The sequence below is a fragment of the Pirellulaceae bacterium genome, assembly GCA_029243025.1.
Classification (GTDB): domain Bacteria; phylum Planctomycetota; class Planctomycetia; order Pirellulales; family Pirellulaceae.
On the sequence record JAQWSU010000042.1, the window covers coordinates 21,545 to 47,779 of the forward strand.

General features: G+C 54.0%; 17 protein-coding genes. 9 read left to right on the forward strand and 8 right to left on the reverse strand.

The window, feature by feature from the left end; translation table 11 throughout:
• Positions 1–17: 17 nt before the first annotated feature.
• The 5 genes from P8N76_18130 (at position 18) to P8N76_18150 (ending at position 10,521) form a co-directional block, all read left to right on the forward strand.
• Positions 18–3,518: a PQQ-binding-like beta-propeller repeat protein gene (locus P8N76_18130; protein ID MDG2383596.1), complete on the forward strand. Its 3,501-nt coding sequence runs from the start codon at positions 18–20 to the stop codon at positions 3,516–3,518.
• A gap of 5 nt (positions 3,519–3,523) precedes the next feature.
• Entirely contained in the window at positions 3,524–5,872 is a 2,349-nt protein-coding gene (locus tag P8N76_18135) for an ABC transporter substrate-binding protein (GenBank protein ID MDG2383597.1), read from the forward strand.
• Positions 5,873–5,874: 2 nt separating this feature from the next.
• Positions 5,875–7,359: a hypothetical protein gene (locus tag P8N76_18140; GenBank protein MDG2383598.1), complete on the forward strand. Its 1,485-nt coding sequence runs from the start codon at positions 5,875–5,877 to the stop codon at positions 7,357–7,359.
• A gap of 841 nt (positions 7,360–8,200) precedes the next feature.
• Entirely contained in the window at positions 8,201–9,283 is a 1,083-nt protein-coding gene (locus P8N76_18145) for a hypothetical protein (protein ID MDG2383599.1), read from the forward strand.
• A gap of 125 nt (positions 9,284–9,408) precedes the next feature.
• The gene (locus P8N76_18150; protein MDG2383600.1) at positions 9,409–10,521 is read left to right on the forward strand and encodes a TVP38/TMEM64 family protein; all 1,113 of its coding nucleotides are present in this window, start codon (positions 9,409–9,411) and stop codon (positions 10,519–10,521) included.
• A 31-nt stretch (positions 10,522–10,552) separates the two neighbouring features.
• Here the strand turns inward: P8N76_18150 and P8N76_18155 are convergent, their stop codons facing one another.
• Together P8N76_18155 and P8N76_18160 are read right to left on the reverse strand one after the other, a co-directional pair.
• Complete coding sequence (locus P8N76_18155; GenBank protein ID MDG2383601.1) at positions 10,553–11,953, reverse strand: serine/threonine-protein kinase; 1,401 nt, start codon at positions 11,951–11,953, stop codon at positions 10,553–10,555.
• A 144-nt stretch (positions 11,954–12,097) separates the two neighbouring features.
• A complete protein-coding gene (locus P8N76_18160) occupies positions 12,098–12,787 on the reverse strand; it encodes an RNA pseudouridine synthase (protein ID MDG2383602.1) in 690 nt (229 codons plus the stop codon).
• 75 nt (positions 12,788–12,862) lie between these two features.
• On the opposite strand from P8N76_18160, the gene P8N76_18165 reads away from it, so the two are divergent.
• Both P8N76_18165 and P8N76_18170 read left to right on the forward strand, forming a co-directional pair.
• Positions 12,863–13,453, forward strand: a complete 591-nt coding sequence (locus P8N76_18165; GenBank protein MDG2383603.1) for a Maf family protein — start codon at positions 12,863–12,865, stop codon at positions 13,451–13,453.
• A 24-nt stretch (positions 13,454–13,477) separates the two neighbouring features.
• Entirely contained in the window at positions 13,478–13,714 is a 237-nt protein-coding gene (locus P8N76_18170) for a DUF2905 domain-containing protein (protein ID MDG2383604.1), read from the forward strand.
• 483 nt (positions 13,715–14,197) lie between these two features.
• On the opposite strand, the gene P8N76_18175 is transcribed toward P8N76_18170, so the two are convergent.
• Positions 14,198–15,517: a hypothetical protein gene (locus P8N76_18175; protein MDG2383605.1), complete on the reverse strand. Its 1,320-nt coding sequence runs from the start codon at positions 15,515–15,517 to the stop codon at positions 14,198–14,200.
• A 379-nt stretch (positions 15,518–15,896) separates the two neighbouring features.
• Between P8N76_18175 and P8N76_18180 the strand changes: the two genes are divergently transcribed.
• Positions 15,897–16,586, forward strand: coding sequence for a hypothetical protein (locus P8N76_18180; GenBank protein MDG2383606.1), 690 nt, complete (start codon positions 15,897–15,899; stop codon positions 16,584–16,586).
• A gap of 78 nt (positions 16,587–16,664) precedes the next feature.
• Here the strand turns inward: P8N76_18180 and P8N76_18185 are convergent, their stop codons facing one another.
• From P8N76_18185 to P8N76_18205, 5 genes are all read right to left on the reverse strand, one after another.
• Positions 16,665–18,056, reverse strand: coding sequence for a 2-oxo acid dehydrogenase subunit E2 (locus P8N76_18185; GenBank protein MDG2383607.1), 1,392 nt, complete (start codon positions 18,054–18,056; stop codon positions 16,665–16,667).
• Positions 18,057–18,123: 67 nt separating this feature from the next.
• Positions 18,124–20,844, reverse strand: coding sequence for a pyruvate dehydrogenase (acetyl-transferring), homodimeric type (gene aceE, locus P8N76_18190; protein ID MDG2383608.1), 2,721 nt, complete (start codon positions 20,842–20,844; stop codon positions 18,124–18,126).
• Positions 20,845–21,272: 428 nt separating this feature from the next.
• Positions 21,273–22,703, reverse strand: coding sequence for a dihydrolipoyl dehydrogenase (gene lpdA, locus P8N76_18195; GenBank protein MDG2383609.1), 1,431 nt, complete (start codon positions 22,701–22,703; stop codon positions 21,273–21,275).
• 1 nt (position 22,704) lies between these two features.
• Positions 22,705–23,313 (reverse strand): 30S ribosomal protein S4, encoded by a 609-nt coding sequence (rpsD, locus tag P8N76_18200; protein MDG2383610.1) that lies wholly within the window; start codon positions 23,311–23,313, stop codon positions 22,705–22,707.
• A gap of 234 nt (positions 23,314–23,547) precedes the next feature.
• Entirely contained in the window at positions 23,548–24,615 is a 1,068-nt protein-coding gene (locus tag P8N76_18205) for a DUF2183 domain-containing protein (protein MDG2383611.1), read from the reverse strand.
• A 361-nt stretch (positions 24,616–24,976) separates the two neighbouring features.
• Between P8N76_18205 and P8N76_18210 the strand changes: the two genes are divergently transcribed.
• Positions 24,977–26,047 carry a metallophosphoesterase gene (locus tag P8N76_18210; protein MDG2383612.1) on the forward strand — a complete coding sequence of 357 codons (1,071 nt, stop codon included), beginning with the start codon at positions 24,977–24,979 and terminating at the stop codon, positions 26,045–26,047.
• Positions 26,048–26,235 lie beyond the last annotated feature (188 nt).

A 26,235-nucleotide genomic window follows, 5' to 3' on the forward strand; every position in this document is an offset into this window, starting at 1 on the left:
CAGGGATATGGAATGAGATGAGCGCACTGGAACTGATCGATCTGTTAGCGGAGAAGGAGCTGATTTCTGAACGCAGCATTGAAAAGCTGCGTAGTCAGATTCAGAGTTCGTCCAAAGAAATTACAGCGCAGACGCTTGCGACGCTGTTAGTCAAAAAGCAACTCCTCACCGAAGCACTCGCCAAACAACTGCTCAAGCAGCTGGAACAACGACACGCCGAAATCGATTTGAGTGAAGAGCTTGAGTTGCGTCCTGATGAGCCTGAAGAACCGGAGCCCGAGTTAATCGAGGTCGACGAACCGGTTGCCAGCGATGACGACCTGGTCCCCTTGCCGGAAGATGATGATGAGCCCGCGACCGTGGGAGATTCGGATGATTACGCCGAGGTCTACGATGAGACGTTGGACGAAACGAGCGCGGCCGATCCGCCTCCGATGGACGATTTGTTGTCCGGTGAGGGAGGTGACGACGAGCCGATTACGGTGACCGTTGGAAAGAAGAAATCGGGCGTGGCTGCGATGCTGGGTCTGGCAAAGGGCGGTCCACGTCGCAAGTTTCAAAGTAATCGATGGGACTCGCCGTTGATTCTAGGCGGTGGCGGAGCCCTGTTGTTGTTGCTGTTTGCTGCCGTGGGACTCTGGTTCTATTTGACGCGAGGTACGGGAGATGATGCCTTTGCGCTCGCCTACGATGACTACCGGCAGGCGTCCTACGGGCAATCGATTGGCAAGTTTGAGAAATTCCTCGCCGATTACCCCGATCATTCAAAGGTCAGTCTGGCAAAGGTGCGCATCGGCTTAGCTAAGATTTGGGCGGATGTCGACCGCAAACGTTGGGATAATGCCCTGCAGACATCACGGACCGAATTGGCAAAAATCCAAAATGAAGAGGCGTTTTCTGAGGCCCGTCCGGAGCTCGCGACGATTCTTCCTGACATCATGGACGGCTTTGCCGAGCAAGCACTGAGTGCTGGCGATGTGGCGAGCGCGAAAAAGTATCTCGACTTGGCCAACACCGCTTTCGAAGATGTTAACAACGCGGCTTTTCTTCCTACCTCGGTGCGCCAAGGGCAACAGCAACGTATTGAACAAATTCAAGACAAGCTCGCCGCGGTCAAGCATCGAATCGATCAGGATAATGAATTGATTCAAACGATTGCAGACATTCAGGCAGCTGCCAATCAGGGTCAGATTGGCCAAGCTTATGCGTTACGAAAGACTTTGTTGACCAAGTATCCTGGTCTTGAAAGCGATACTCGTTTGATCGATGCGATTGGAGATGTGACCGAAAAAGAACGTGAATCGGTGGCTGTCATTACCGATGCGCCTACGGTTGTTGCCGAGGACCACCAGCCGCTCTCGCAATATCAGGTCACCTTGGCAAGTCGCCGTGGTGGAACGGCCGAGGGAGTCACGAATCGAATTGTTTTCGCGCGAGTGCAAGGCGCCGTTTACGGACTCAAGGCTGACACGGGGGACGTTTTATGGCGACGGTATGTCGGATTGGATAATCCCCACACGCCTTTGCCCGTCAGTTCAAACGTTGGCGCGGATGTGCTGGTGGTCGATTCGGCACGAAGCGAATTGCTGCGGCTTAAGGCCGATTCCGGAAATCTCGTCTGGCGATTGCCTTGTGTGGGAAAGCTGGCCGCACCGGTGCTGGTCGGTGGCCGCCTGTTTGTCGGCTTTGGTGACGACGTGACCGGCAAGTTAGTCGAGTTGAATCCGGAAACGGGTGAAATGCTCGGTGGCGCGAATTTTGAAACCGGGTTGGCGACGGGACCGGGTTACGACGCTGAGCAAAATATGATTGCACAGATTGGCTCTCACTCAAGCGTCTATCTGATGGACGCCAAAAATTGGAATTGCGAAAACGTTTATTACCTGGGGCATGCCGAAGGGGCGATTCAGGTTCCGCCCATCGTGATCCAAGAACAGGTTGTGATTGCTGAAAATCCTGCCCCGGAATTTAGCTTGGTTCACATTTTGACCCCTGATGCAGAAACCGGTTCGCTCAAGCCGTTGGCCAAGCCGTTTCGCTTTCAAGGACAGATTGTGGTTCCGATCGTTCCCTTTGGGCGACGCGTCCTGGTCGCAACCGATCGAGGTGAAATTCACGTGTTGGAATTGGATCCGGCCAATACCACCGAGCCGGTTCGGGAAATCGCCAAGGTCTCTAGTTCGGTCCGCCCAGGTACGATCGGTTATCCTTTGCTCGGAAATGGACGGCTATGGGTCGGCGACAGCCAATTATCTAAGTACGAATTGCAAACGTCTCGTGGCCAGTTGGTGCGAAAATGGATTAACAATAAGGGCGATTCTTTTTTGGCCCCCTTGCAGCGATTCGGGGATGTGCTGTTCATTGTGCGTAAGCGAGCGAACCGAATGGGGGCGACGGTCTCTGCGATTCGGATAGACGAACGAGATGGTGGTTCACGAGACGGAGAGACGATCTGGGACACCGATATCGGAGTGCCGCCGGCAGGCGAGCCCTTTGTGAATAGGAAAGCTCAAGAGATTGATGTGGTAACAGGGAATGGCGATCTGTTTGCCGTCAATGCGGCGGCAATTCGAGCTGGGGTTGTTGATAAGCCGACGAGTGAAGTCATTGACAATCGTATCTCGGCGCTTCATCAGTCCGTGGGAGTTGGCAACAATCAGGTGGCCTTTTTCGGCTCGCCGCCTTCAGAACAGATGGTCCTGTTTGATCCCTCCAAGAGCAGCCAAACGCTCGATGTGGTCACGCTTGAACTGCAGAATGAGACGCCAGCTGTTCTCCCGATTCCGTTTGAGGAAGGTTTGTTGGTCAGTACGGCAGCGGGTCCGATTTATCTGCTTGATGTAAAAACGGGTAAACCACTGGTGCACCCCTATTTGCCACCCCTGCAAGCGGAGCAAAAAGTTGATTGGCTGCCTGCCGCGATCACGGAAGATGGTCTGCAGGCGATGATGGCTGATGTGGAAGGACGAATGTATCAACTCAGTGTGAAGGTTGGGCAGAAATCGCAAGTCACGGCTACCGCGCAAGCGAAAGTCGAAAAGAAAATGATTGGACGACTCGCGGTCCTTGCAGATACGGTATTCGCCGCGACCCGAGCTGCCCGAGCCGACGCGGTTGCCAGTTTCAAAACGGTGGATCTGACACCTGTGCAAGAGTGGAAACTTACTGGGCGAGTGACTTGGGGGCCCACGCGGTTGGGAGACGGCGTTTTGGTCGCATCGGATGCCAATGAATTGATCAAATTAACCGGTGACCCCGAACCGGCATGGCGGACGGATCTGCCTTTTGGACCCTTGGCAGGAGAGCCGTTGGTTATCGATGGCGATTTTGTCTTTGCAGCGGTGAGTGGCCAAATCTGGAGAGTCGATGGCCAAACCGGAAAAGAAATAGTCCGGCTTGATGTGGGCGAGCCTTTGGGGACTGGCCCCGTGCAATTTTCGGGCAGTCGGTTGCTCGTCTGTGGTGGTGATGGAACCGTCCACATTGTGACTTTACCCAGTGATCAATCTTCTGAGTGAATAGCGTGAAATTGGTTTTTGCCTTAGTGGTTAATTGCGAGTCGCGAGGGTTGCTGGCAACCTGCCGTGTCGGGTTGCGCCGTTTGATCGCGATGCTGCTGATGACGATTTTTACGGGTCACCTCGCCGCTCAGGAAGCGAAGCTGTTTGAGCAGGAACCGTTTGATGTGGTGACCCTGAATGCTCAAAACCAGGGCCGAGTGCTGAAAATATTTCCGCTTGCTTTGCCGGGCCGACGGATTCCGACAAATCCCAATCCCAACGCCACTCTGCGAATTCGGATGTTGAATAATCCAGATGAAGAATTTGATCTGGCTTGGCGTGGCGTCGAGAAAATTGAGCTGTTTGAAGATCGGGTGCTCCTGGAAGCCCGCCAGCTCACCAAGGCGGGACGCTTTGACGATGCTTTCGAACAGCTGGGCTTCCTGCAAAATAAGTATCCCAAAACCCGCGGTTTGGAAACCTCGGTTGACCAATTGCTATTTGCCGAAGCGTCGGCGCTGTACCGCGAACGGCGATTTGATCGAGCGATTCTACTGCTGAACGAAATTTACCAGCGCAACCCCAGTCGACGCGGATTGACCACTGCGCTGACTCGCGTCAGTAAATCGCTGTTTACACTTCGGATGAAAGCAGGAGACTATCGAGACGCGCGTCGCATTGTCACTCTTGCGGAAGAGCAATACGGTAACGCACTTGGCTCGAGTATCTCTGAATGGAAACAACAGTTGCAAGCGGTCGCTGCCAAATTTTTGCGGACAGCTAAACAGCAGCTGGATGATGGTGATCTACGCTCCGCTTACATGAGCAGTCGGAAGGCATTTCAGATCTGGCCAGAAACGCCAGGTGTGCGCCAAATGGTTGTGGAGACTTCGGAGAAGTATCCGTTGCTCTCCGTGGCAGTGAGCCAACGCTACGCTGTCTCGGACGTCAGCCCCATGTTTAATTGGGCGACTCGACGGGCGACTCGCTTGCAGTATCGCCGTTTATTTGAATTGGTGACGGTGGGGCCCGACGGCGCCGAATACAACTGCCCGGTGGGCAAAGCCGAAGTACCCGACGACGGACGTTCGTTCGCAGTTCAGTTGATGTCGGAGGGTGACTCGACGGCCTCTTTTATTGGGATGGTCGTGGCTCGTCGGTTGCTGCAAATGGCCGATCCGGCGACAGCCGTTTACGATCCATCTTGGTCGATGGTGTTGGCGGAATTGAATTTAAAGAACGTGGACGATTTGCAGGTCGAGTTGCGACGGCCGGTGCTACGCGTACAGGCATTGTTGGACACGGCCGACATCAGCGGAGAAGTGGAATCACTCAGACAGGCTTGGCAACCCTATGCGTTGAATGATTCTGGTCATGATACCCCAACGGTCAATTTCTTGTCGAACGAACGCTACGTGCTGGCCGGTTCCTTGCAGCCTCGCGAGATTGTCGAGCGGCAGTTCGATAATCCGCAGCAGGCCGTACAGGCCTTGCGTCAGGGGGAAGTGGACCTGGTGGCGCGAGTTTTTCCCGCTGATGTGACTCAGCTAAGTCGTGACAAATCGATCGTCGTGCAACCGTATCGCATCCCGTCCATGCATATCTTGGCTCCCAATCAAGATCGCCCTCATGCGGGAAATCGGATCTTTCGCAGAGCGATTGCCTATGCGATTGATCGTCAGAAAATTCTCGATCGGGATCTGCTTGGAGGGTTCGAACTGTCCGGGTGTCAACTCGTCAGCGGCCCCTTTCCAAGTGGGATTGGAAACGATGATCCTCTCGCATATGCCTATGACGCTCGCATCGAGCCGTTGCCTTATGATCCCCGCCATGCTCGAACACTCGTCCAATTGGCGCAGATCGGTCTGGACGCATCCGCTGCAAAGGCGAAAAAGGAGAAGCCCGTACTCAACGAGCTCGTCTTGGTTCACCCACCGAACGAAATCGCCAGAATCGCCTGCAATGAAATCGTCGCCGATCTGAGCATCCTGAAGATATCCTGTCGATTGCGAGTGTTGGAACCTGGCGTCAGTCGGCCTGACGACGACGATTGGGACTTTCTCTATGTCGATTATGTGATGGGTGAGCCTTTGGTAGATGCTCGTCGCTTGTTGGCCTCGGATGGGTTTGCCCGTTGCGCGAGCCCGCACTTGAATTTGGCGTTGCGACAACTGGACCAGGTGGACAGTTGGCGTGAAGCCGGCAGCCGTTTGCGTGCGATCCACCAGGTCTGTTCCGACGACATGTCAGTGATCCCACTCTGGCAGCTTGGCGATCGTTTGGCACGTCGGAAATTGGTCGACGGACTGTTGGAACAACCGATTGGCACTTATCAGGGCATCGAAGCATGGAGGCTCAGCGCGGAACAATGAACATGAGCCCTGCCCGTTTCAAGTCGTTGCGAAAAGTTGCCGCGCAAATCGCTGTTGTCCTGGTGGTTCTCACGGGTCTGACGGCTCCGTTGCGCGCGCAATCGATTTGGGAGCTGACGCCCTACCGGATCCAAACGTGGTTCGTGATTCAGCCTCAGCCGTTGATTCCGCAAAAAGCTGTGGCAGAACTCTCTGCGGCAGTCCAACGCGAAGCAGGTGCGGCGCTGAGATCGGTCTGGAAAGTTGAATCGTCGCCCGTGCCAGACGCCTATCGCGAAACCTTCTTGTCGCTCAAGCAGCCTGCAGCAGACGATTTACTGGGTGTCGAAACCGGATTGGAGGCGTTTGACAAACTGTTTGTGTTCACTGTCTCAGTCGCTGGAAATGGCTATCAACTGGACGTCTGTGAACTGGATATCCGCACCCGTGTTTGGAGTCCCTGGCAACAACGTCAGACCGATCGCTGGTCGACGATCACGCAGGAGGCCTTTGCGTTGATGTGCGATGTGTTCGTGCCTTTGGTACGGATTCAACGTGTCAAAGATGATCAGGTGACGGCGCTGGTCAAGGCCGGCGCACTACAACGTCCCAAATCTTCGGTGCGACACTGGCAGACACCCACGGAAATCAAACCAGGCGACGTGTTGCAGCCGATCATTCGTCGCACCAACCGTAATGGAAAGGTCGAGCCGGGAGGCACGAAGCCAATCCAGTGGACCGTGCTGCTGGTTGAGGATCAAACAGGCGGTGTACTGACCTGCAAAACTTTTTCCGGCTATCGACAACCTTTTAATGCGCGACGTAGTTCTCGAGTCGAACAGCTCGCTTTATTGATTCGACCGGAACATGAATCGACCATACTAAGACTTCACGATCGACGAAACCAAGACCAGCCGCTGGCCGGCTATGATGTGTTTGCTCGGCAACCGGATTCAAAGACTTCGGATTTCGTGGGACGAACCAACTGGCGCGGTGAGTTGGAAGTCTTTCCGGACGAGGAAAATCTGATCCGGATGCTATATGTCAAGAGTGGCAATCAGTTGCTGGGTAAATTGCCTGTCATTCCGGGCTATCAGTCGCTGCTCACCGCGCCGTTGCGAAACGATGATCGCCGCTTGGAAGCCGAAGGTTTTTTGCTAGGTATCCAAGAGAGCTTGGTCGACCTGGTCGCACGTCGGGAGGTGTTGAGTAATCGAATCCGTGCCAAGATTGATCGCGGTGAGTTTGATGAAGCGGAAGAATTATTGGATCAGTTACGTGGCCTCGATACCCAGGAAGATTTTGCCAGCCGCGTCCAACAGCGGAAGCAAGGATTGACGGCCGTCGATTCTCAAGTCCAACAAAAGATCGATAAACTGTTTGCCGATACGCGAGCCCTGTTGGGGAAGTTTCTTGATCCGAGTCGAGTGCAACAGTTGCAGGCCGAAATTGAAGCCGCTCGAAAAGGCGAACCCGCAGCAAACGACGAAGATGATGATCAAAATTGAGGCAAGACAACATTCGAGGATCGAAACAACAGGATCGATCAGATGTTGAGCCTCGCGGGTGAGTTCATGATCGGGCTCTCCCGTCTGCCGATCCAAGCTCTAGCCCGAAACGCTGTCCCCGTATCGGGAAATTCAAACTCGGCTTCCATGAAGCGCTGAATCCCTCATGCTAGAAGTCGGAGGTTGCTAATCGGTTCAAGGGCCATCGGTCGAAGCGATGGGCCGAACGGCAGGGCCTGAACGCACTATGGTTCTTTTGGGGGTGTTCACGGTACGGTCTCAATGCCTCGAAGGGGGGGCGTTAATTCATCGGCTGCCGCCATGCTCTCCCGTCGTAATTCGAAGCGAGAAGTCGTGAATTGATTAGCTGGTTGGGTGAAGCGTCGATTACGAGCTGATATGGGCCGCGAGTTGCGCTCCCAAGTGGGGAGTGTCAGGGTAACTCGTAGAGAGCCGCCGAGCCAGCCAAACAGTCGCCTCACGTTGGGGCGGAAAAACGGCAAATTCTCGCCAGAAAATGTCACAACAGCGATCTTTCTTCTTTGGTTCTCGCTTGGCTTTAGTCGCAAGCTAGGTTTCAGAGACCCCTATCAAGACAAGTCGATTCCGGCTTGGGAAGTGGATCATGAAAAAACCGCTGTGAATCTTTTCGAAGTCGGCGGCGATCAAAGCAAAACGTACGGTTCTAAAAAAAATCCTTACAATCGTCCTGTTCGAAAAAATCGTTACAATCGTCATATTCCGTTGGCGGTCTAGCGGGACCGGGCGGTCGAGAGAATCTTCTTGGCCGTCGGTTGATTCGATGATGCAAAGCTCACAAATTAATTGACAGGCGCAGCAAATGATTCGTGTGGTCAGGCGGTTAATAGCAACGCTTTTCTCCTTATGTTTGGGGGCCAGCGTTTGTGCTTCTCCCTTTTCGCCTGGCATCTATGGGACTTATTATGACGACATCAACATGGATGGCCATATTGAGCCTGGGGAGGCGATCCCTGGACTTTCTTTGCAGTTGTATCGTGACGATGGGGATGGTGTTTTCGACCCCAAGGTCGATACTCCGATCGGTGAACCTGTGATTACTGGGGCGATGGGAGAGTACGCCTTTCCTGATCTTCCTGATGCGGGTTACTTTGTGCAGCAGTCGCCCACACCCGCTTATCTAGGAAATGTGACGTCGCTGATCCGACCTGCCGAGCCTAATGTGTTGATTGACGATTTTGCTTCGGGGCCGGATTTGGATGGAAACAACCTGGATCCTGAGGTGACGTTTTCTGGCCCTCACAATCCCCCCGACTCGCCTTGGAGTGGTACGCGGCAGTTCACGGTGAGCATGCAGGGGGGAGTCGGAAACACTCGGGTGATGGTTAATCCGTTTGGATTGGCGGCCAAGATGGTCTATTCGACAGGGGCTGGGGTGACGGGTGAAGCTCGAGTCAGTTATGAATACGTGTCCGACGATGAGGAGGTTGGGATTCTTTCTCCCATCGACTTGACAGAAGCCGGTAAGCAGACGGGTTTGATGCTCCAAATCGGAATCGACCCGGCTGGCGGCGACGACCTGTTCACGCTACGTTTACTCGGCAACAAGGAGGAGGAGTATTCCGAGGCTCAATCGACAGTGCCGGTGACCAATGGATACGAAACAGAGTTTGTGTTTGTGGCATTTTCGGATTTCAGTGGTCCGGTGGCACCCACGGAGGTCTTTGGCGTCGAGTTGGAACTGGGAAATGGTGAGCCATCCGTCGACGCGACGGCTGACGACTTTGGGATTCTGGGACCGAAAATCAGAAATGTCGCTGTGACGCCGGTTCCTGAGCCAACGGCGCGTGCGATCACCATCATTGGATTGCTGGTCGTGCAGATTTTGCTGCGGAGCCGTAAGCCGCCCGAGACAGAAACCCCGGACCCTGACCTACCCTCGTGATCTGCGGTTCACAGTGGGTTGATCCGCAGAAATCTCTCGCCTTCTTCTTCTTTTCGTTGGCAGCCGTTTCCCCTCAGAGCTTGGAAACGGGTAAACTCAGCAGCGGAGCTGGGCGATAAGGAAGAATGATGCAAGCAAAAGCAGGTCGAGGACGAATTCCGATCAAGTTATTGGTACTCGTGGGTGTGGTGCTCGCGATGTTGGCAGCTTTGTTCTTGTTGCGAGAACGCTTGTCGCTCGATTATGTCGCGCAACAGGAGCAGGCACTGCGAGAATTTCGGCAAGCCTATCCCTGGTTCGTGTATGTGCTTGCCTTCGCACTCTATGTGACCGTCACGGGATTGTCGCTTCCGGGTGCGACCGTTTTAACGCTGGTCTATGCCTGGTTTTTTGGCTTTGTTCCTGCGCTGGTGCTTGTCAGTTTCGCTTCTACGATGGGAGCCACCCTGGCTTTTCTGTTGAGTCGGTACTTATTTCGGGACGCGATTCAGCATCGGTTTGGCGATCGTTTGAAGTCCTTTAATGAGGCTTTGGATCGGGAGGGAGCGTTTTATCTGTTTACGCTCCGCCTGATTCCGGCTGTTCCGTTTTTCGTCATTAATGCGGTAATGGGTTTGACGAATTTACGCGCGCGAACGTTTTGGTGGGTGAGCCAAGTTGGCATGTTGGCGGGCACTTGTGTTTATGTTTATGCGGGTGCATCGATTCCCCGTTTGGAACAACTTGCCGATCCATCTCAGTTGCGAGCGGCGGATTTGATCGATCCAGAATCGTTCATTCAACGCGTGAGGGCAACTTCCAGCGATCCGGCCGGCCAACCACTTCGCCGTTCTTTCTCGCCTGCTCAACTAAGTTGGTTGGATGAATTGGTTCGAGCGCAGAAGCCCCTTACTCTCCAACAACAAGAGCGGTTGGTGGTTGTGCTCAACTCCGCGATTGCAAAACCGGATTTTGCTCTTCAGCCCGGCTGGGCGGCCCTTTTTGAGGGAAGCGACCGCGAGAAAGATGGCAGCGATCGGGACAGGGAGAAACAATTAACTCGAATCAACCGGATGCTGTTGGTGCGTGCCTTTCCGCAATCCATTAAAACTCCAGGGCGACTTGTGAGTCCGAACTTATTGGTCGCCTTTTGCTTGTTGGGGTTATTTCCCATCGTCGCTAAGCGTTTGATGCAGCGAGTGAGGCGGCCGAGAAAAGACGAATCGAACGCCTCACGTGTATCGGTCGATACGGCCTGAAGCGGTTCAATCGATTCCGCTCAAAAATCGGCTACTGGACGAATTCCATAAATAGAAAAGTGATGAGGCCACCGGCGACGAAAGCGATCGGGATGGCGATCGCCAACGCTTTGATAATGCTGGCCGTCACATCCGTTTTCTTTTCGCGGATGGGGGCCGGGGGTGGCATGGGCACCACCAATTGGTCAGAGGGTCCGAGCGTATCCTGTCCCGATACGCCATCGGTACTCTGCGACGTTCCGCTTAGCTCTTCCGAGCCGGTGGGGCCGCCACCGTCCTGGCTATCCTCTGCCACATCACGGGCCAATTCACTTAAGTCTTCGACCGTTTCTTCACGCCCGCTCGGTACGGGCGGAGGTTGCCAGGGCGACTTGGTCATCGTGGGGTGGGGAAGCGGAGCAACCGCGTCGGCCCATGGTTCCAATCGCTGCACGACGTCTCGTGCCGTGCCCAAACGTTGCGTTGGATCTTTTTCCATCATGTCGGCGATTAAATCGACAAACTCATCACTAATATCTGGATTAAATTTGCGTGGGTGCCAGGGTGTTTCCTCGCAGTGTCGACGCGCTTTGTCGCGTGTCGTTCCCCCCGGAAAGGGAACTTTGCCGGTGATTGCATAGTAGAGCGTGCATCCGAGCGAATAGATGTCGCTGACGGGGGCGACGTCGAGAGGTGTTGTGATTTTCTCGGGCGCCAAATAGTCGGCCGTCCCCACAATTTTTCCCGCTCGTGGGTCGTTTTGCCCCTCGTCCAGAAATCCGGCTAAACCGAGGTCTGATACCTTGACGGCGCCCTCGGGGGTGACCAGGAGGTTGCCCGGTTTGACGTCCCGGTGAATCAATCCTTGCGAATGGGCATATTCGATTCCCAAGGCGGCTTGCGTGATGACCGAAGCTCCTTGTTTCATCGTCAGCGGTCCGCGCGAGCGGACGAGCCGACGCAGATCGGTTCCGGGTACATATTCGGTGACAAGGAAATAGACGTTTCCATCGTGTCCCGCATCATAGGCGCGGACCAAGTTTCGATGGTCTAGTTTGGCTTGGGTTTGAATCTCTCGTTTGAAGTTGGCAATGGAATCGTTGGTTGACTTGCTTTGGGGCAAGACCTTGATGGCCACCTTTCGTTCCATCATTTGATGAAGGGCCACGAAAACTTGCCCCATGCCCCCCTGCCCCAAAAAATCGACGATCACATAGGGGCCCAGATTGAGTCGGGTATTGCCCTGCCGCAATTGTGCAGCTTGATAGGGAGTGAGGATCCCCATCTTGGTCAGTTCGTCGGCCAGACGTTCATCGCCCACTTCCACCGCAGGTAGCGCACTCAGTCCGCCCGACTCACGCACTCGGTTGATCGCGTCGTCGACCTGTGCTTGAGAGACTTGTCCGCTCAAAAGGGCTGAGCGAACAAAGGGTGACTGTTTCGAAACGACCACCTTACTTGATACTTTCGTGCGAATTTCGATTGCTCAGGGAAACGCTCAGAGGGAGACAGAACTGACCCCTGTCTTGCCGACAGTGTACCATTTTCTCAGAAGATCAACAGTTTTATTCACCTTGCTGGCCCGAAACGCCTCGCTTCACTGTTCGCCTTGCTGGATCACTTGACGCGGCCAATAACTGGGCAGCGGCGCTTGCAACGCTAATTCGGTTTTTTGCACCGGATGCTCCAGCATCAAGGCCCGTGAATGCAGGGCAATTCCGGCGGGAAATTTTGCCGAACTCCCATATTTTCGGTCACCCACGATCGGCCGTTCAACGGCTGCCAGTTGAACGCGAATCTGATGTTTACGACCCGTAATCAATTCAATTTCCAGCAATGATCGGCTTTTTAGATTTGCCACGGTGGTGTAGCAAAGTCGTGCTTCTTGAGCGTCCGGGTTTCGCGGTGAGGCGATCAGGACCTTACGGTGTCGTTCGTGGCGCTTGAGCCAGTGCTGTAGCTCGCCTTGGGGAGGATCAATTGGCTTTTCGATCAAAGCCCAGTACTTTTTCTGGACGGATCGTTCGCGGAATTGGTCGCAGAGCCGGCTGGCTGCTTTGGAGGTTTTGGCAAACAGGACAATTCCCGTCACGGGAGCATCGAGACGGCTGACAACACCCAGGTAGACATTGCCCGGTTTGTTGTATTTTTTTTTCAAATATGCCTTCGTTAGATCAACCAAGCTGACTTTATCCGCTGGAACTCCCATGGTTGGCAGCGGCGCGGGCTTGTCGATTGCGATCAGGTGATTATCTTCGTAGAGAACGCGAAGTGCGTCTGATTCCATTTTTATTACCGCGGATGTCTGGAAGCCGGGAACAGGCAACTATACCTCCGAACCCAGTTCGTCGACAGGGACCAAATGTCTGCTATGAAGCTAATCCTTGCAAGTCAATCAGAGCGTCGTCGAGATTTGCTATCTGCTGCTGCCTATGAATTCGAGATCATTTTGCCTCACGAGAATGCGGAATGTGGCATCTGTAGTCGTGAAACGCCACCCGAGTTGGTGGGGCGTCTGGCCTATCAAAAGGCGATGGACGTTGCCGAAAGGGTCCGCGAACCGTCCGTGGTGATCGGTTGCGATACGGTTGCTGAGTGCCAGGGGCAGATTATGGGAAAGCCCGTCGATCGGAAGCACGCCTACAAAATGCTTTCCTTGATGTCGGGACGAGTCCACCACGTCTACAGTGGACTCTGCCTCTGGCGACGACCGGATGATCGATTTTTGATTGAAGTAGATGTGACTAAGTTACAGATGGAACCGTTGATCGAAAGTCAGCTCGAAGCTTACCTGGACACCGACGCTTGGCAGGGAAAGGCAGGTGCTTTGGGATTCCAAGATGGTCCCGACTGGCTGACGCTCTTGGACGGTAGCGCATCGAATGTGGTCGGTCTTCCCATGGAACTGTTGGAACGCATGATGGTGCAAATGAAAAAAGAGCCCCAAGACTAAAACTTTTTGACTTGGATTTACTGAATGAAAGGTCGCATCAAGATGAATCACCCGGGGTGGTTGCTTATCGTGCTGGGACTTGTAATTGTTCTGGTTGGAGCTTGTTGGTTGGCAATGAATCAATGGACTTGGTTTGGCAAGCTTCCCGGTGATCTGGTGATTATAGGTGAAAATTCCCGCCTCTACTTTCCAATCACTACTTGCCTGATCGTCAGCACTTTGTTGACATTGGGAATGTGGATTCTGAGCCGCTGGCGATGATTGAGTTGAAAGTGATGCAACTCCGCAGCGTCCAATCGGTGAAACGAGTCGAAGACGATAAGTTATCGATTATGCAGGACAAGTGCGGCGATTGGGTTGCCGTTGGATGACGCTGATAGGTTTTGTACATCCTGCGGCATCGAGCAGAACAAACAGTTGCCGTCAGTAAAGCAGACCAAGACCGATCGCAAGCGATGAGTATCGAAGTTGCGGCAGTACGGTTGAGACGGAGGTGGGACAGCGTAGCTTTAGCGGTCCGTTTTGTGGATCTACCGCTACAACGCGTAGGTAGGTCTATCACTTTTCGGTGAATGGAAAGACAGGCAACGCGACCGGCGTGGCTCCCGTGTCCAAATGGAAGCTTGTGGCCGCGTTGGCGGTCGCAAGCTTCGTGTTGGTAGCATTGCTCGTGATCGGTTTTACCACGCACTCGAAGCTTAAGCTGGGTTGCCCGCGGCTAAGCGTTGAGTTCGTTCTTGCGACTTATTTTTTTCGATAGTGAAAAATCATCATGGCGATCCCGGCCATGATGAGCCCGCAAGTGGAGGGTTCCGGAACGGTCGCTGCAGTTGCCGGCAGTGGCCCAATTTCGAAACCACCGTCTTGAAAAGCCATCACGAAATCTGAGGAGTCGAATTCAGCGTCTCCATTCCAATCGCCAGTCCCCCAGCCCGAGTTCATGGGGACGCCATCTTCGTATTCACCGGCTTGAAAGGCGAACACGAAGTCTGAACTTGTGAATTCACCGTCGAGATTTGCATCGCCAAACCAGGTGTGTTTTAGATCTTTTACCCAGACTTGATAATCTGCTAGATCGATGTCTCCATCCTTATTCAGATCAAAACGGGCGTCCTGTCCGGCCGCTCGAATCTCCTGCGAAAGCAGGTCGATATCCAGAGCTGTCAGTGCGTTATCCCCATTAAAGTCACCTGGAAGACCGGCCGGTCCTTTGGTTTCGATGGCAAGATTGTCGAAGATGGCAAATGCGAATTCTGGCACCGGAGCCACCGATGAGAAAATATCGGCCATCATCAGGGCTACCCCGCCCTCCAAAACGACCTCCTCCCCAATGGTGGCATCGATCGTTCCGATGCTCAGCCCATCAATCGAAAAGTTCGCTGTACCCTCGTCGGTGTCCACTTCTGCCACAAACGTGTGCCAGCCATAACCGAGTGCGCCATCCGGTGCGAATCCATCCTCGTTGGGCGGATCAAAAACGTCATCATTTAATTGCTCAGCTGGAACGTCCATTCCCTCGAACGTGTCAACCAGGTCGGGATTTGTATGATCCAGGCTTTCAAGGTCGTACTGGCCACTTTCAATCAATTGTAAATTGGCGTCCTTGAAGAGCCGATAGTCTGTTCCGGAATCTCCATCGGTGTCCCCGAGTAACCCGGCCCCATTGAAAACGGTGTCGGTATCGGTGTCATATCCCACAAACAGCCCGCCGAATTCGGTCGTGCCCACTTTGGCGATGTCTGCGTAGTAATTGAGCCAGATATCGACGGCCACCGTATATTGCCCCGTCAAGAGTAGGTCGTTCGGTGAGGCAGCGATTGCCGAAGCGACGCCGGACTCAATATTGGCAGCCATTCGGATTCCGCGTGTGTCGTCGCCACCGCTCGGTGGCTTCGGGATTCCGTAGATACTGTAGTCAAAGTTGAATTCAGCGATCGCATCCGGATCTTGAAAGACAGTCCAGGCATTTTCATCATTCATGTCCACCAACGTACGAACTTGTGCCTCGGCGGATGAAAGGAACATTGCCGAAACGACACAGCTGAAAATCATTACGCGTTTCATTAGAATTTGACTCCGTAAGCTGCCAGTCGTCTCGTAGGTCGTCGTCCCTACCGAACATGATTGGCAATCGCTGACGGTGACGAACCGGCTGCAGTGTGCACTACCAGAATGCCACGATGCGATTGCCGAATGGGAGCTCTGATTGTATCGCCGGCATTTGTGGCGCGAACGGATATTCCGATTGTTTGACAAAAGATCATTCATTTCGACAAGCTTTATTGTCAGCTGTTTACATCGCTAAACCAAATCCTATGAGGTGGGTGCACTTTTGCAGAATAAACGGATAATTCTTGGGAAACATTTCTGTCGCTGCTTATAGTGGATGGGTGATAGGCGTAGAAACAGGAATCCCAAACCAACGCTTGATGAGTGTGCTTCCATGACTTTTCTCATGAAATATGCAAACCTGCTCTTATTCGTAGCGTTGCTGGCTAGTCCAATTCAGTCGCAGGCCGCAATCGCGATATCCGAATTGATTGAGAGCGGGGGATCCGTCGTTTCGGGCGACAAAAAGTTTGACGAATTCAGCTTTTCGTCGACCGGTGATATGCCACCGGCCTCGGAGGTTGGAGTTGACCCGATCACGGACTTCTATGGGGATTATGGAATACGTCTCTTTGGTGCCTTCATAGACCATCCTGGGGGTGGCGCTTCTCAGATGAATGTTGGGTATCGTGTGACGACACTCGATCCGGAGATGCAAATCTCCGGTAGTCTTTTGCAAGGTAACCCAACGGCGATTCGCTCGGGATCAGTGGTAATCACCTCGACGATGAGTGGAAAAGGTGAACTTGAAATCTTTGATCAAATTCCCGGTTCGACAAAGGCGGCAGACGAGATAACCTTTGATTCGTCGGTGTCTGAGTTGGACGTCGCCGTGCAATTGGTTGGTGATGCGACGGGAGATCCTTCCGCGATCACGGTTTCCTTTATTGATCAGACGTTTTCTCAATCCGTCGTGCCAGAACCCGCCTCGGTCGCCGTTTGGCTCGGGATGGCGTTTCTGGTGTGTGTCGTTCCCGCCTTGTGGCGACGACCGCAGTTGCTGATGCTCAAGATTCGAAAGTGACGGTTAGTCGTCATCAGCAATCAAGAAACGCCCGATTTTCGTTGGGCGTTTTTTCTGTCGGGCGGAAGGATTTGCTCCTTAGGGAGCAATCAGCAAACGACTTGGCTGCTCCAAATAGCTTTTGACATCGTTTAAGAATCTGGCCGCCGTTGCGCCGTCGACCAAGCGATGGTCGTAAGACAAACTGAGGGGCATCATCAGTCGAATGACGACCTGATCGTTGACCACCACGGGAAGTTTTCGTGAACGACCAAGCAGGAGAATGGCAACTTCGGGCACGTTGATAATGGGTGTGCTGTAGGTGCCCCCGATTGCCCCAAGATTGCTAATCGTGAAAGTGCTTCCCCGAAGGTCCTCGAGTTTGAAGTTGTTGTTTCTCGCGTTGTCCGCAATGGTGCCCAAGGCGCGAGCAACATCGGATATCCCCATGTGATCAGCGTTGCGTAACGACGGAACCAGCAGTCCCCGATCCGTATCGACCGCAATGCCGATGTTTACATATTTTTTGTAGATGATTTGGTCGTTGGCTTCGTCGATCATCGCGTTAATTGTCGGATTCGATTTCAATGCCAGGGCGACGGCCTTGATCACGAACGGCATTGACGTCAATTTAATACCACGATCACTATAATCCACTTTGCTTGCCTGTCGAATCGCTTCGAGTTCGGTGACGTCTGCGTCATCGAAGTTGGTGACTCGCGGCGCACTCGTCCAAGACTCATGCATTTTGCGAGCAATCGTCTTGCGGATTTTTGTCATCCGTTCAACATGAATGGGACCCCAATCATCTTCGGTTGTCGGTTCCGTGCTGGGTGATTCCGTGCTGGGTGATTCCGTGCTGGGTTGGGCGGTGGTTTTTGATGCTTGTGAGATCGTAGACGCTTGACGAACGATTGAGAGTACGTCGTCACGCGTGATGCGGCCACTGGCTCCCGTTCCAGCAACTTTCGAGAGATCCACACCGACTTCGCGTGCCAAACGGCGTATTGCCGGACCGGCTGGTGCGAGTTCGGGGGCAGTTTGGTGATCGTCGGTGATCGTCGGTGACGGTGTGGCAGGCGTCGGCGGCGCCGCTTGCGGCGCTTTGGGGGCCACTGCTGGGGTCCGCTGCGTCGGTGCGGGTGGTGGATCAAGCGGTTCCGTCGTATCGGGTTCGCTGGCAACCGGTTGCGGTGCGACGGGTTCGCTGGGGGGTGCCGACGGTTCGACGGCCGGGCTCGGGCTTTCTGCCGCGACGGCTTCCAGCGTGATGAGTGTTGCCCCGATTGCGACGTTGTCGCCGGCGTTGATGTGGATCTTCACCACTTTTCCGGCATGTGAGCTGGGCACATCGACAGTCGCTTTGTCGGTTTCGATTTCGCAAATCGATTGTTCTTCGGAGATAGTGTCACCCTCTGAAACCAGCACATCTAGGATGTCGCCAGACTCAATACCATCTCCCAATTCGGGCAGTTTTACTTCGATTCCCATGATTAAACCTATGTTGTGTTTGGGCTCGAGCCCATCGTGTTTCGCCAAATTTTAGGTTTTTCGACCCCTAGGCGTACAACGGATCTATTTTGTCCGGGTCAACGCCAGTTGCTTGAATTGCTTCCGCAACCAGTTCGCCGTCCAGCTTTCCTTGCAGTTGCAGTTGATGCAGGGCTGCAATCGAAATGCAGGGTGCATCCACTTCGAAATGACGTCGAAGATTTTCTCGAGTTTCGCTGCGTCCCATGCCGTCTGTTCCCAGTGCAAAGATTCCGCCGGGGATCCAGGGCGCCAGCTGTTCCGGCAAGGCTCGGACATAATCCGATGCAGCGATGACCGGTCCTTCGAAACCATCGAGCGTCTTTTCAAGGAACGATTTTCGTGGTTTCTCAGTTGGGTGTAGCATATTCCAGCGGCGGACCTCATGGGCCTCGCGTCGCAGTTGGGTGTAACTGGTGACACTCCAGACGTCACTTGCAATTCCAAATCGCTCGGCCAGGAATTCCTGTGCCTTGAGTGCTGCTCGCAAGATCGCTCCACTGCCGAAAAGTTGTACTCGATGAGCCCCTTTTTCGGTTTCTCGTGCCGACAAGTGATACATTCCCTTGATGATGCCTTCCTCAACTCCCTCCGGCATGGCAGGCATGTCGTAGTTTTCATTTTCAACCGTGATGTAATAGATCGCGGTTTCTCCATCCTGATACATTCGCTTCAGGCCGTCAAACACAATCACTGCCGTTTCATAGGCGAAGGCGGGGTCATAGGCGCGGACGGTTGGAAAGGCAATTGCGTTTAATAGGCTATGTCCGTCTTGGTGTTGCAGGCCCTCTCCATTCAAGGTGGTTCGGCCCGCAGTTGCTCCGAGCATAAAACCTTTCGCTCGCATATCCGAGGCCGCCCAAATGAGATCTCCGATACGTTGGAAGCCAAACATGGAGTAGTAAATAAAGAACGGGATCATGTTGATGCCGTGCTGGCTGTAGGCCGTGCCGGCTGCGTTAAATGAAGCCATCGAGCCCGCTTCGGTGATCCCTTCTTCGAGGATCTGGCCGTCTCTGGCTTCCTTGTAGAACATGATTTGATCGGAATCGACCGGTTCGTAGAGCTGTCCCGCGTGAGCGTAGATTCCGACTTGTCGGAAGAGCGCTTCCATGCCGAATGTACGTGACTCATCAGGGACGATCGGTACGATGCATTTGCCGATTTCCTTGTCGCGCAGCAGATCACTCAGGAGCCGCACGAATCCCATCGTCGTAGAAATCTCGCTGTTCGTGATCTTCTTCAACGTCCGTTGGTAATCGGCCAGGGTTGGCACCTTCATCGTGGGGTGAGTGGTTGGTCGCGACGGGATGGGGCCGCCCAATTCCTTGCGCCGAGCCTTTAAGTACTTCATTTCGACGCTGTCTTCCGGAGGCCGATAGAACGGAGCGTTCGCGATGTCTTCGTCAGAAATCGGAATGCCAAATCGACTGCGGAATTCCCTCAGCTCTTCTTCGTTTAGCTTTTTTTGTTGGTGGGTGACGTTTCGCCCTTCACCTGCCTCTCCTAGTCCATAGCCTTTGATGGTTTTGGCGAGAATGACAGTCGGTTGCCCCTCATGTTCAGTCGCTGCCTTGTAAGCGGTGAAAACCTTCTCCGGGTCGTGACCGCCCCGTCGCATCCGCTCGAGTCTCTCGTCGGAGTAGTTTTTGACGAGTTCGGCCAACTCAGCGTATTTTCCGAAGAAGTGCTCTCGAATGTACGAGCCGGGCATCACGGTGTACTTTTGATACTGGCCGTCAACTACCTCGGCCATCCGTTTGATTAATAATCCGGTTTGATCGGCTTCGAGGAGCGTGTCCCAATCATCTCCCCAGATGACTTTAATGACGTTCCAGCCGGCGCCTCGGAAGATGCCTTCCAGTTCTTGAATGATTTTTCCATTGCCACGAACAGGCCCATCGAGACGCTGTAGGTTACAGTTGATTACGAAATTCAAGTTGTCGAGTTTTTCGCGCGCCGCCAGTGTGATCGCTCCCAGCGTTTCGGGCTCGTCGCACTCACCGTCTCCCAGGAAGGCCCAGACGCGTTGGTTCGACGTATCCTTGATGCCACGGTCTGCCAGATACTCATTGAAGCGAGCCTGGTAGATGGCCATGATCGGTGCGAGTCCCATCGAGACGGTGGGGTATTCCCAGAAATTTGGCATCAGCCACGGATGGGGGTAGGAAGACAACCCTTGAGTGGGCTGCAACTCCCGACGGAAGTTGTCCAGATTCTCCTCCGATAATCGGTTTTCCAGAAACGCACGTGCGTAGGGACCGGGTGACGCATGACCTTGGAAATAGATTTGATCGCCGTCATAACCGGACTCGCCTCGTCCTCGAAAGAAGTGGTTGTAACCGACTTCGTAGAGTGTTGCGGCGGACGCGTAGGTGGAAATATGCCCACCCAGACTTGGAAACCGCTTGTTGGCTCGTACGACCATGGCCATCGCATTCCAACGCACAATACTTTTGATTCGCCGCTCAATCTCTCGGTTGCCCGGATAGGCGATCTGCTGATCTTGAGGAATCGAGTTGATGTAGGGAGTCGTGAGCTGCAATGGTAATTCGACACCGTCCTGAACCGCCCGATTCTGAAGCACCGAAAGCAAGTATTGGGCGCGTTCGCGACCTTTGCTATCGAGGATATATTGCAACGAATCGAGCCATTCCTTGGTTTCAGCAGGGTCGGCGTCAGTCACAGGCGGTGGGATGGGACGGGTGACCGGTTGTTCTCCGTCTCCGATGATTTTTGCTTCTGCCATGGGATCCTTTCACGTGTGCGTCAATGGACGTCGTCAGTTGACGTCGTTGCGTCTGCTCTGTTCCGAGTCGGCTGCCGCCTCCGCTGGACGAGGTTGCGTCGGGTGCGGAAAGCACTGAACGGGCCAACTGGTCGGAGCGATGCCCGCCAGTGGGAAGCCTACCTTAGTCTTGCTTCGTCGGACTAACCGGAAGGCTCTGGCGTTTCCAGAAGCCGGTTGTTTGTTACCAGAGATATGGGTTGGGGGAACCGCCCGTTGGCGGTAATGACCTCCAAAGACTTATCTCTTCATTTTTTTCGACTGGGCCAATGGCGTAAAGTCGAACTTGAAAATGGATATAAGTCATTTGCGTGAAACACTTTGTGTTTCTTGTTGCGGCCGGCTGCAGCTGAGCAGTCCGTTTGCGATTGACGATTCGTAAAGCGTGCTTAGCGCCGACGCGGCTTGTAGATTTCGACGGCTGAGCCGAAATAGACCTCGCCTGCATTCATGATTGTTTCGCTGAGTGTCGGATGCGGGTGGATCGACTCGGTTAAATCACGAACCTCGCATCCCATCTCCATGGCCAGCACCGATTCCGCAATCAACTCTCCGGCACCTGGCCCCACAATTCCACAGCCCATGATACGATTTGTGGCTGGATCTACCAAGATCTTTGTCAGACCCTCGGAACGGCCCAGTGCTTGAGCACGACCGCTAGCGGCCCAGGGGTAGACGGACACCACATAGTCTTGCCCGTTTTTCTTCGCTTCGTCTTCGGTGATACCAGCCCAGGCGATTTCCGGATCGGTAAAGACAACGGCGGGAATGGCCGCCGGTTGGAAAGTGGCTGGTTCCCCCAGCAGTTTTTCCACGGCAATTTTGGCTTCGTGGGACGCTTTATGAGCGAGCATTGGTTCGCCGACCAAGTCGCCGATGGCCAGAATGCTGGGATCCGCTGTCTGTTGTTGCCGATCGCACTCAACAAAGCCTCGTGAATTGACTTTTACTTGGGTGTTTTCCAGCCCGATGTCACGGCTATTGGGGCGGCGACCAACAGAAACCAGCACTCGAGCGTACTGTTCAGTTCCGAATTTGTTAGGCCCTTCGAAAGCGACTTCGACCTTGTCGTCCCGTTCTCCTAACGAGCCGACTCGCGTGTTGAGGTAGATTCGATCGTCGAGCAGCGTCTTGAGTTGTCGTTGCAACGGTTTGACGAGGTCGCGATCTGCACCTGGTAGCAGGCCGTCGGTCAGTTCTACAACGCTAACTTTGCAGCCGAGATGGGCGTAGACGGTTCCCATTTCCAGCCCGATGTATCCACCGCCGACTACCAGTAAGGATTCTGGAATGCTCCGTAGTTCGAGCGCTGCCGTGGAATCCATCACACGATCGGACTCAATGGCGAGCGAGCCAGGTCGTGCGGGAGTCGAACCTGTGGCGAGAATCAGGTGATCGAACGTCAGACGGCCCCCTTCGGGAATTGAGTCGTCATCTCCCTTGAGTTCCAAGGTATTAGAGTCAATGAGCGAGCCAGCCGCGTTCACAATGCGAACATTGCGTCTTTTGGCAAGCTGCCTGAGCCCATTCGACATCGTTTCGATGACTTGGTTTTTGCGAGCGCGGAGCCGGTCGAGCTTGATTTGGGGCGAGCCGAAATCGACGCCCCAGTCATGAGATAGCTCTTCCACCTCACCCATCACTCGTGCAACGTGTAGTAGAGCCTTCGAGGGGATACACCCGCGCAGCAGACAGGTACCGCCGAGTCGTTGGTCCCGTTCGACGATCGTGACGTCGAGGCCTTTATCGGCGGCGATGAACGCTGCGGCATAGCCACCAGGTCCACCACCTAATACTGCGAGCTGAGTGTGCTGCTGCATGTTACCGCGACAGGAATTCGACGACAGTGTTCACATCGACGGGCAAGCTAATATCACTAGGACCAGGGAGGCCCTGGACGTTGGCTCGCAACGTTTCGCGATCCACGCCAAGCCACTCAACAGATTCGATCTGACTTTCCTCGATCTGACTGCGGTAGATCGGCTGTAGATTTTTTCGCGGTCGGACGGTGATGATGTCGCCAGGACGAAGTTGATAGGACGGACTAGTCACTTTGACGCCGTTCACTTGGAAGTGTCCATGCACGATTCCTTGACGTGCTTGCGGACGAGTCTTCGTGAAGCCGGCCCGACGAACGATATTGTCTAATCGGCGTTCGCAGATGATCAGTAACTGCTGGCCCGTGTTCCCCTTTTGACGTCCCGCTTTCTCAAAATAGCGGCGCAATTGGCGTTCACCCAAGCCGTAGTAATGCTTGATCTTCTGTTTTTCCATCAGAGCCTGGCCGTAGTTCGACGGACGTCGAATACGCGTTCGCATTCCGGGCGGATGTTCACGTCGTTCAGACGCTCTCACCGCTCCGGCGCTCTCGTATATCATCGATCCTAGTCGGCGGTTGACCCTCGCTTTTGCAGCGTGGTAGCGAGCCATGGACGATTGTCTCCTTCTAATCCCCGATCGGTGGTACCTTGACTGTCGCGATCCGTTTTTTTCAGGTGCTCAAACGGAGCGTGGGCGAACCAATCCGCTGCCGCCAGCCCCGGGGCCACCTTGGACCTTGATGTAAACTCACTAATTTTGCCGAAAACCCCAGCGGACACAAGGGGTATTCCCACTGCGAACATCGCCTGAACCGACTGCCTGTCCCCCGCCGAGTCGCTAGAACTAGCTGGAAAGTGCGAGGTTTTTCAGTTCTGACGGATGATCAAAAACCTGCCAAGTAGTTTTTTGCAAGTTTCGAAACGCTTTCTTGAGCCGCTCATCGGAGAGCTGGCGTCCTTCCACCCGACGAATCACGATTCGTTGGATTTGCTTGGGAAAGCAACGGGCCACATGGCCGTAGATCTCCGGATCTCGCTCTCCGGAATCACCTACCAGCAAGAATTGCCGATGCGGGAACATCTTCACGATCTTGTGGATGATGCGCCGTTTTCCGGATCTGCGTGCAAATAAAAGCCGAAGCACACTCGGATCACGTAAGCGGATGTTTCTCAAATGGAATGATCCTGCCGGAAAGCCGGATGCAGTCAATAAATCTTCCAGTGAAGCATAAAGCTGCCAGGGGCTCGACGAAACGTAGTGGAAAGCCGCACCGCGAACGGCCCAATCTTGGTAAATCTCCGACATTCCTCCCACCGCTTCGTACTCGTGGAGGAATGTGTTCCGCAGCAGGCGGCGTCGATCGGCCACGTCGCTCATCTTAATCGTGTCGTCGATGTCAGAGATCACCGAGATTCCCGTCTGCCCGATCAGTTGGGTCTGGCCTGCCACTTTACCCGTGGCGTGATCGCTAACAACATTTACATCTAACCAACCTGTCGGTGTCTCGTTGGTATTCGAAAGGTAGGCGAGGTCGTGGGCGGCAATCTGGAGCGACCCACGGAAATGACCATTGCGTTTGGACGGACGCTGAAGCATCTGGACTCGGTCGCCAATGCGGACCGCGACTCGTTTACCCCGCTCCGTGTCCACCAGGAAGCAGGAAATCCGATCTTGAAACAGCTCGGATTGCAGTTCCGCCGCCGGCACGCTCATCAACCGCTGCAAGACACGCAAGAGCATGCGTTTTCGCAGACTTTCACGGCCCGGTTCAAACACCACACCGGATACGCCGATGTACCACGACTTGCCGTCAGCCGACTGGTGTCCGAACGTCGGATAAAGAACGACACGATCCGTGTGGTCCAGATCGGACCGGATCGGATCGGCTTGTTCCAGTTGTGCTGAGGTCATCGGTTTCTCATCGCAAAACGATCACATCTTTCGCCGACAGGATGGGGCGAAAACGATGGGATCAAACGGCTTGTCAGCCAAAGCATAGGCGTCAGCTTACCCTGTATTCAACATCGAACGCCGCCAATTTACCAGTGCTATTGCCCTGTTGCTGCGGGGTTGGGTAACGCTAAAACGTGATCGGAATACCGTTTGCAGCGTTTGGGCCAGGATGTTGGCCAAAATGGACGATAATCCACCGCAAAGCACGAATTGTGCGACGAAATCGCTAAGATTTCGACTTGTGAACCAATCAGGGCCTCCTCCGTACCAAATCGCTGCTTTCTTCTCGTTTTTTGACAGGGAATCACCAGGTAAATCAATGTTATTTGCGGTTCTGACTTACAACTTTATGCTGATCGGATTGGACTTCATCGCCCTGCTGCTGATCGCCAAACAACGTTCCTGGATCGGCTGTTTCTGCACTCTAGCCGGTCACTTGCTGGCTCTCTTGGCTCTGGCTGTTTTTATGGTGGGCCCATCTTTTGCCGGACTAAATCTGGTCAGTTACGGACTTTTCTTGCACTTGCCGCTGGTATGGATCGGCGCATCGATGATATTTTTTTCACGCAATCGATTTTTGTCGGGCTTCACTTGCTGTGCCGGTTTGCTGGTCGTCGGAATCGGAGTCGATGCTTTTTTGATTGAACCACAGTGGTTGGAGATCACTCATCAGAAAGTCAAGTCGCCCAAACTCGATGCACCGATTCGAATCGCAGTTGTCGCTGATCTACAGACTGACCGGTTGGGCGCCTATGAGCGAAACGTGTTTCAGAAGTTGGCGGCGGAATCACCGGATATGATTCTGTTTGCCGGTGACTATTTGCAGGCAGGGCAAGATAGTTGGTTCGGTCTCGCCAAGCAGTACGAATCTTTCTTTGAGGAAATCGATCTTTCCGCACCGTTAGGGGTATTTGCGGTTGGCGGCAACACGGATCATCCCCGGTGGCGGGAGATTTTTTCCCGAGTTTCAGCAACTGCCAGTGCCAAAACCCAAGCCACCAGGAGTTCAGACTGTCAGATTACGCAGCTTTCTGTCGCCGATTCCTTCGATACTCAACTTCGGGTTGCTGGAAGTGATCTCTATCACATTGTGCTTGGCCATGCACCTGACTTTGCTTTGGGGGAGGTGTCTGCCGATTTGCTCATTGCCGGACACACGCATGGTGGTCAAGTACGAATTCCCTTTTTGGGACCGATCATGACGATGTCGGCAGTCCCGCGGTCTTGGGCGACTGGCTTGACCAAAATACCCCATGGCGGAATGTTGGCCGTTTCACGTGGGATTGGAATGGAGCGTGGCAACGCGCCACGACTTCGTTTTCTTTGTCGTCCTCAGCTCATGCTTCTCGATTTGATTCCGAGTCAAGCTGGGGCAGACGAAGCTCGCTAGTCAGGCTTTTGGTTGCAGCAGTTCGGGCCCGGACGACTCGGGCCGGCAAATGGCCGCCTGTCGCCAATCAATTGGCTCGTAGAGCGATCGAGGAGCATGGCGTGTTTGCTGGGAAACTTGGGGCGGTGTTTCACCAAGCCTTGTGATGACCGTTGCAGCTCCAGTGAATACGCTGGAAAAGGTGCATT

What these genes read in the sequence shown, in the direction of transcription:
- P8N76_18150 (MDG2383600.1), top strand. Translation starts at nt 9,409, where the DNA reads ATGATGCAAGCAAAAGCAGGTCGAGGACGAATTCCGATCAAGTTATTG.
- P8N76_18140 (MDG2383598.1), top strand. Translation starts at nt 5,875, where the DNA reads ATGAGCCCTGCCCGTTTCAAGTCGTTGCGAAAAGTTGCCGCGCAAATC.
- P8N76_18210 (MDG2383612.1), top strand. Translation starts at nt 24,977, where the DNA reads ATGTTATTTGCGGTTCTGACTTACAACTTTATGCTGATCGGATTGGAC.
- P8N76_18170 (MDG2383604.1), top strand. Translation starts at nt 13,478, where the DNA reads ATGAAAGGTCGCATCAAGATGAATCACCCGGGGTGGTTGCTTATCGTG.
- P8N76_18185 (MDG2383607.1), bottom strand. Translation starts at nt 18,056, where the DNA reads ATGGGAATCGAAGTAAAACTGCCCGAATTGGGAGATGGTATTGAGTCT.
- rpsD (MDG2383610.1), bottom strand. Translation starts at nt 23,313, where the DNA reads ATGGCTCGCTACCACGCTGCAAAAGCGAGGGTCAACCGCCGACTAGGA.
- P8N76_18145 (MDG2383599.1), top strand. Translation starts at nt 8,201, where the DNA reads ATGATTCGTGTGGTCAGGCGGTTAATAGCAACGCTTTTCTCCTTATGT.
- P8N76_18130 (MDG2383596.1), top strand. Translation starts at nt 18, where the DNA reads ATGAGCGCACTGGAACTGATCGATCTGTTAGCGGAGAAGGAGCTGATT.
- P8N76_18180 (MDG2383606.1), top strand. Translation starts at nt 15,897, where the DNA reads ATGACTTTTCTCATGAAATATGCAAACCTGCTCTTATTCGTAGCGTTG.
- P8N76_18205 (MDG2383611.1), bottom strand. Translation starts at nt 24,615, where the DNA reads ATGACCTCAGCACAACTGGAACAAGCCGATCCGATCCGGTCCGATCTG.
- P8N76_18175 (MDG2383605.1), bottom strand. Translation starts at nt 15,517, where the DNA reads ATGAAACGCGTAATGATTTTCAGCTGTGTCGTTTCGGCAATGTTCCTT.
- P8N76_18165 (MDG2383603.1), top strand. Translation starts at nt 12,863, where the DNA reads ATGTCTGCTATGAAGCTAATCCTTGCAAGTCAATCAGAGCGTCGTCGA.
- P8N76_18160 (MDG2383602.1), bottom strand. Translation starts at nt 12,787, where the DNA reads ATGGAATCAGACGCACTTCGCGTTCTCTACGAAGATAATCACCTGATC.
- lpdA (MDG2383609.1), bottom strand. Translation starts at nt 22,703, where the DNA reads ATGCAGCAGCACACTCAGCTCGCAGTATTAGGTGGTGGACCTGGTGGC.
- aceE (MDG2383608.1), bottom strand. Translation starts at nt 20,844, where the DNA reads ATGGCAGAAGCAAAAATCATCGGAGACGGAGAACAACCGGTCACCCGT.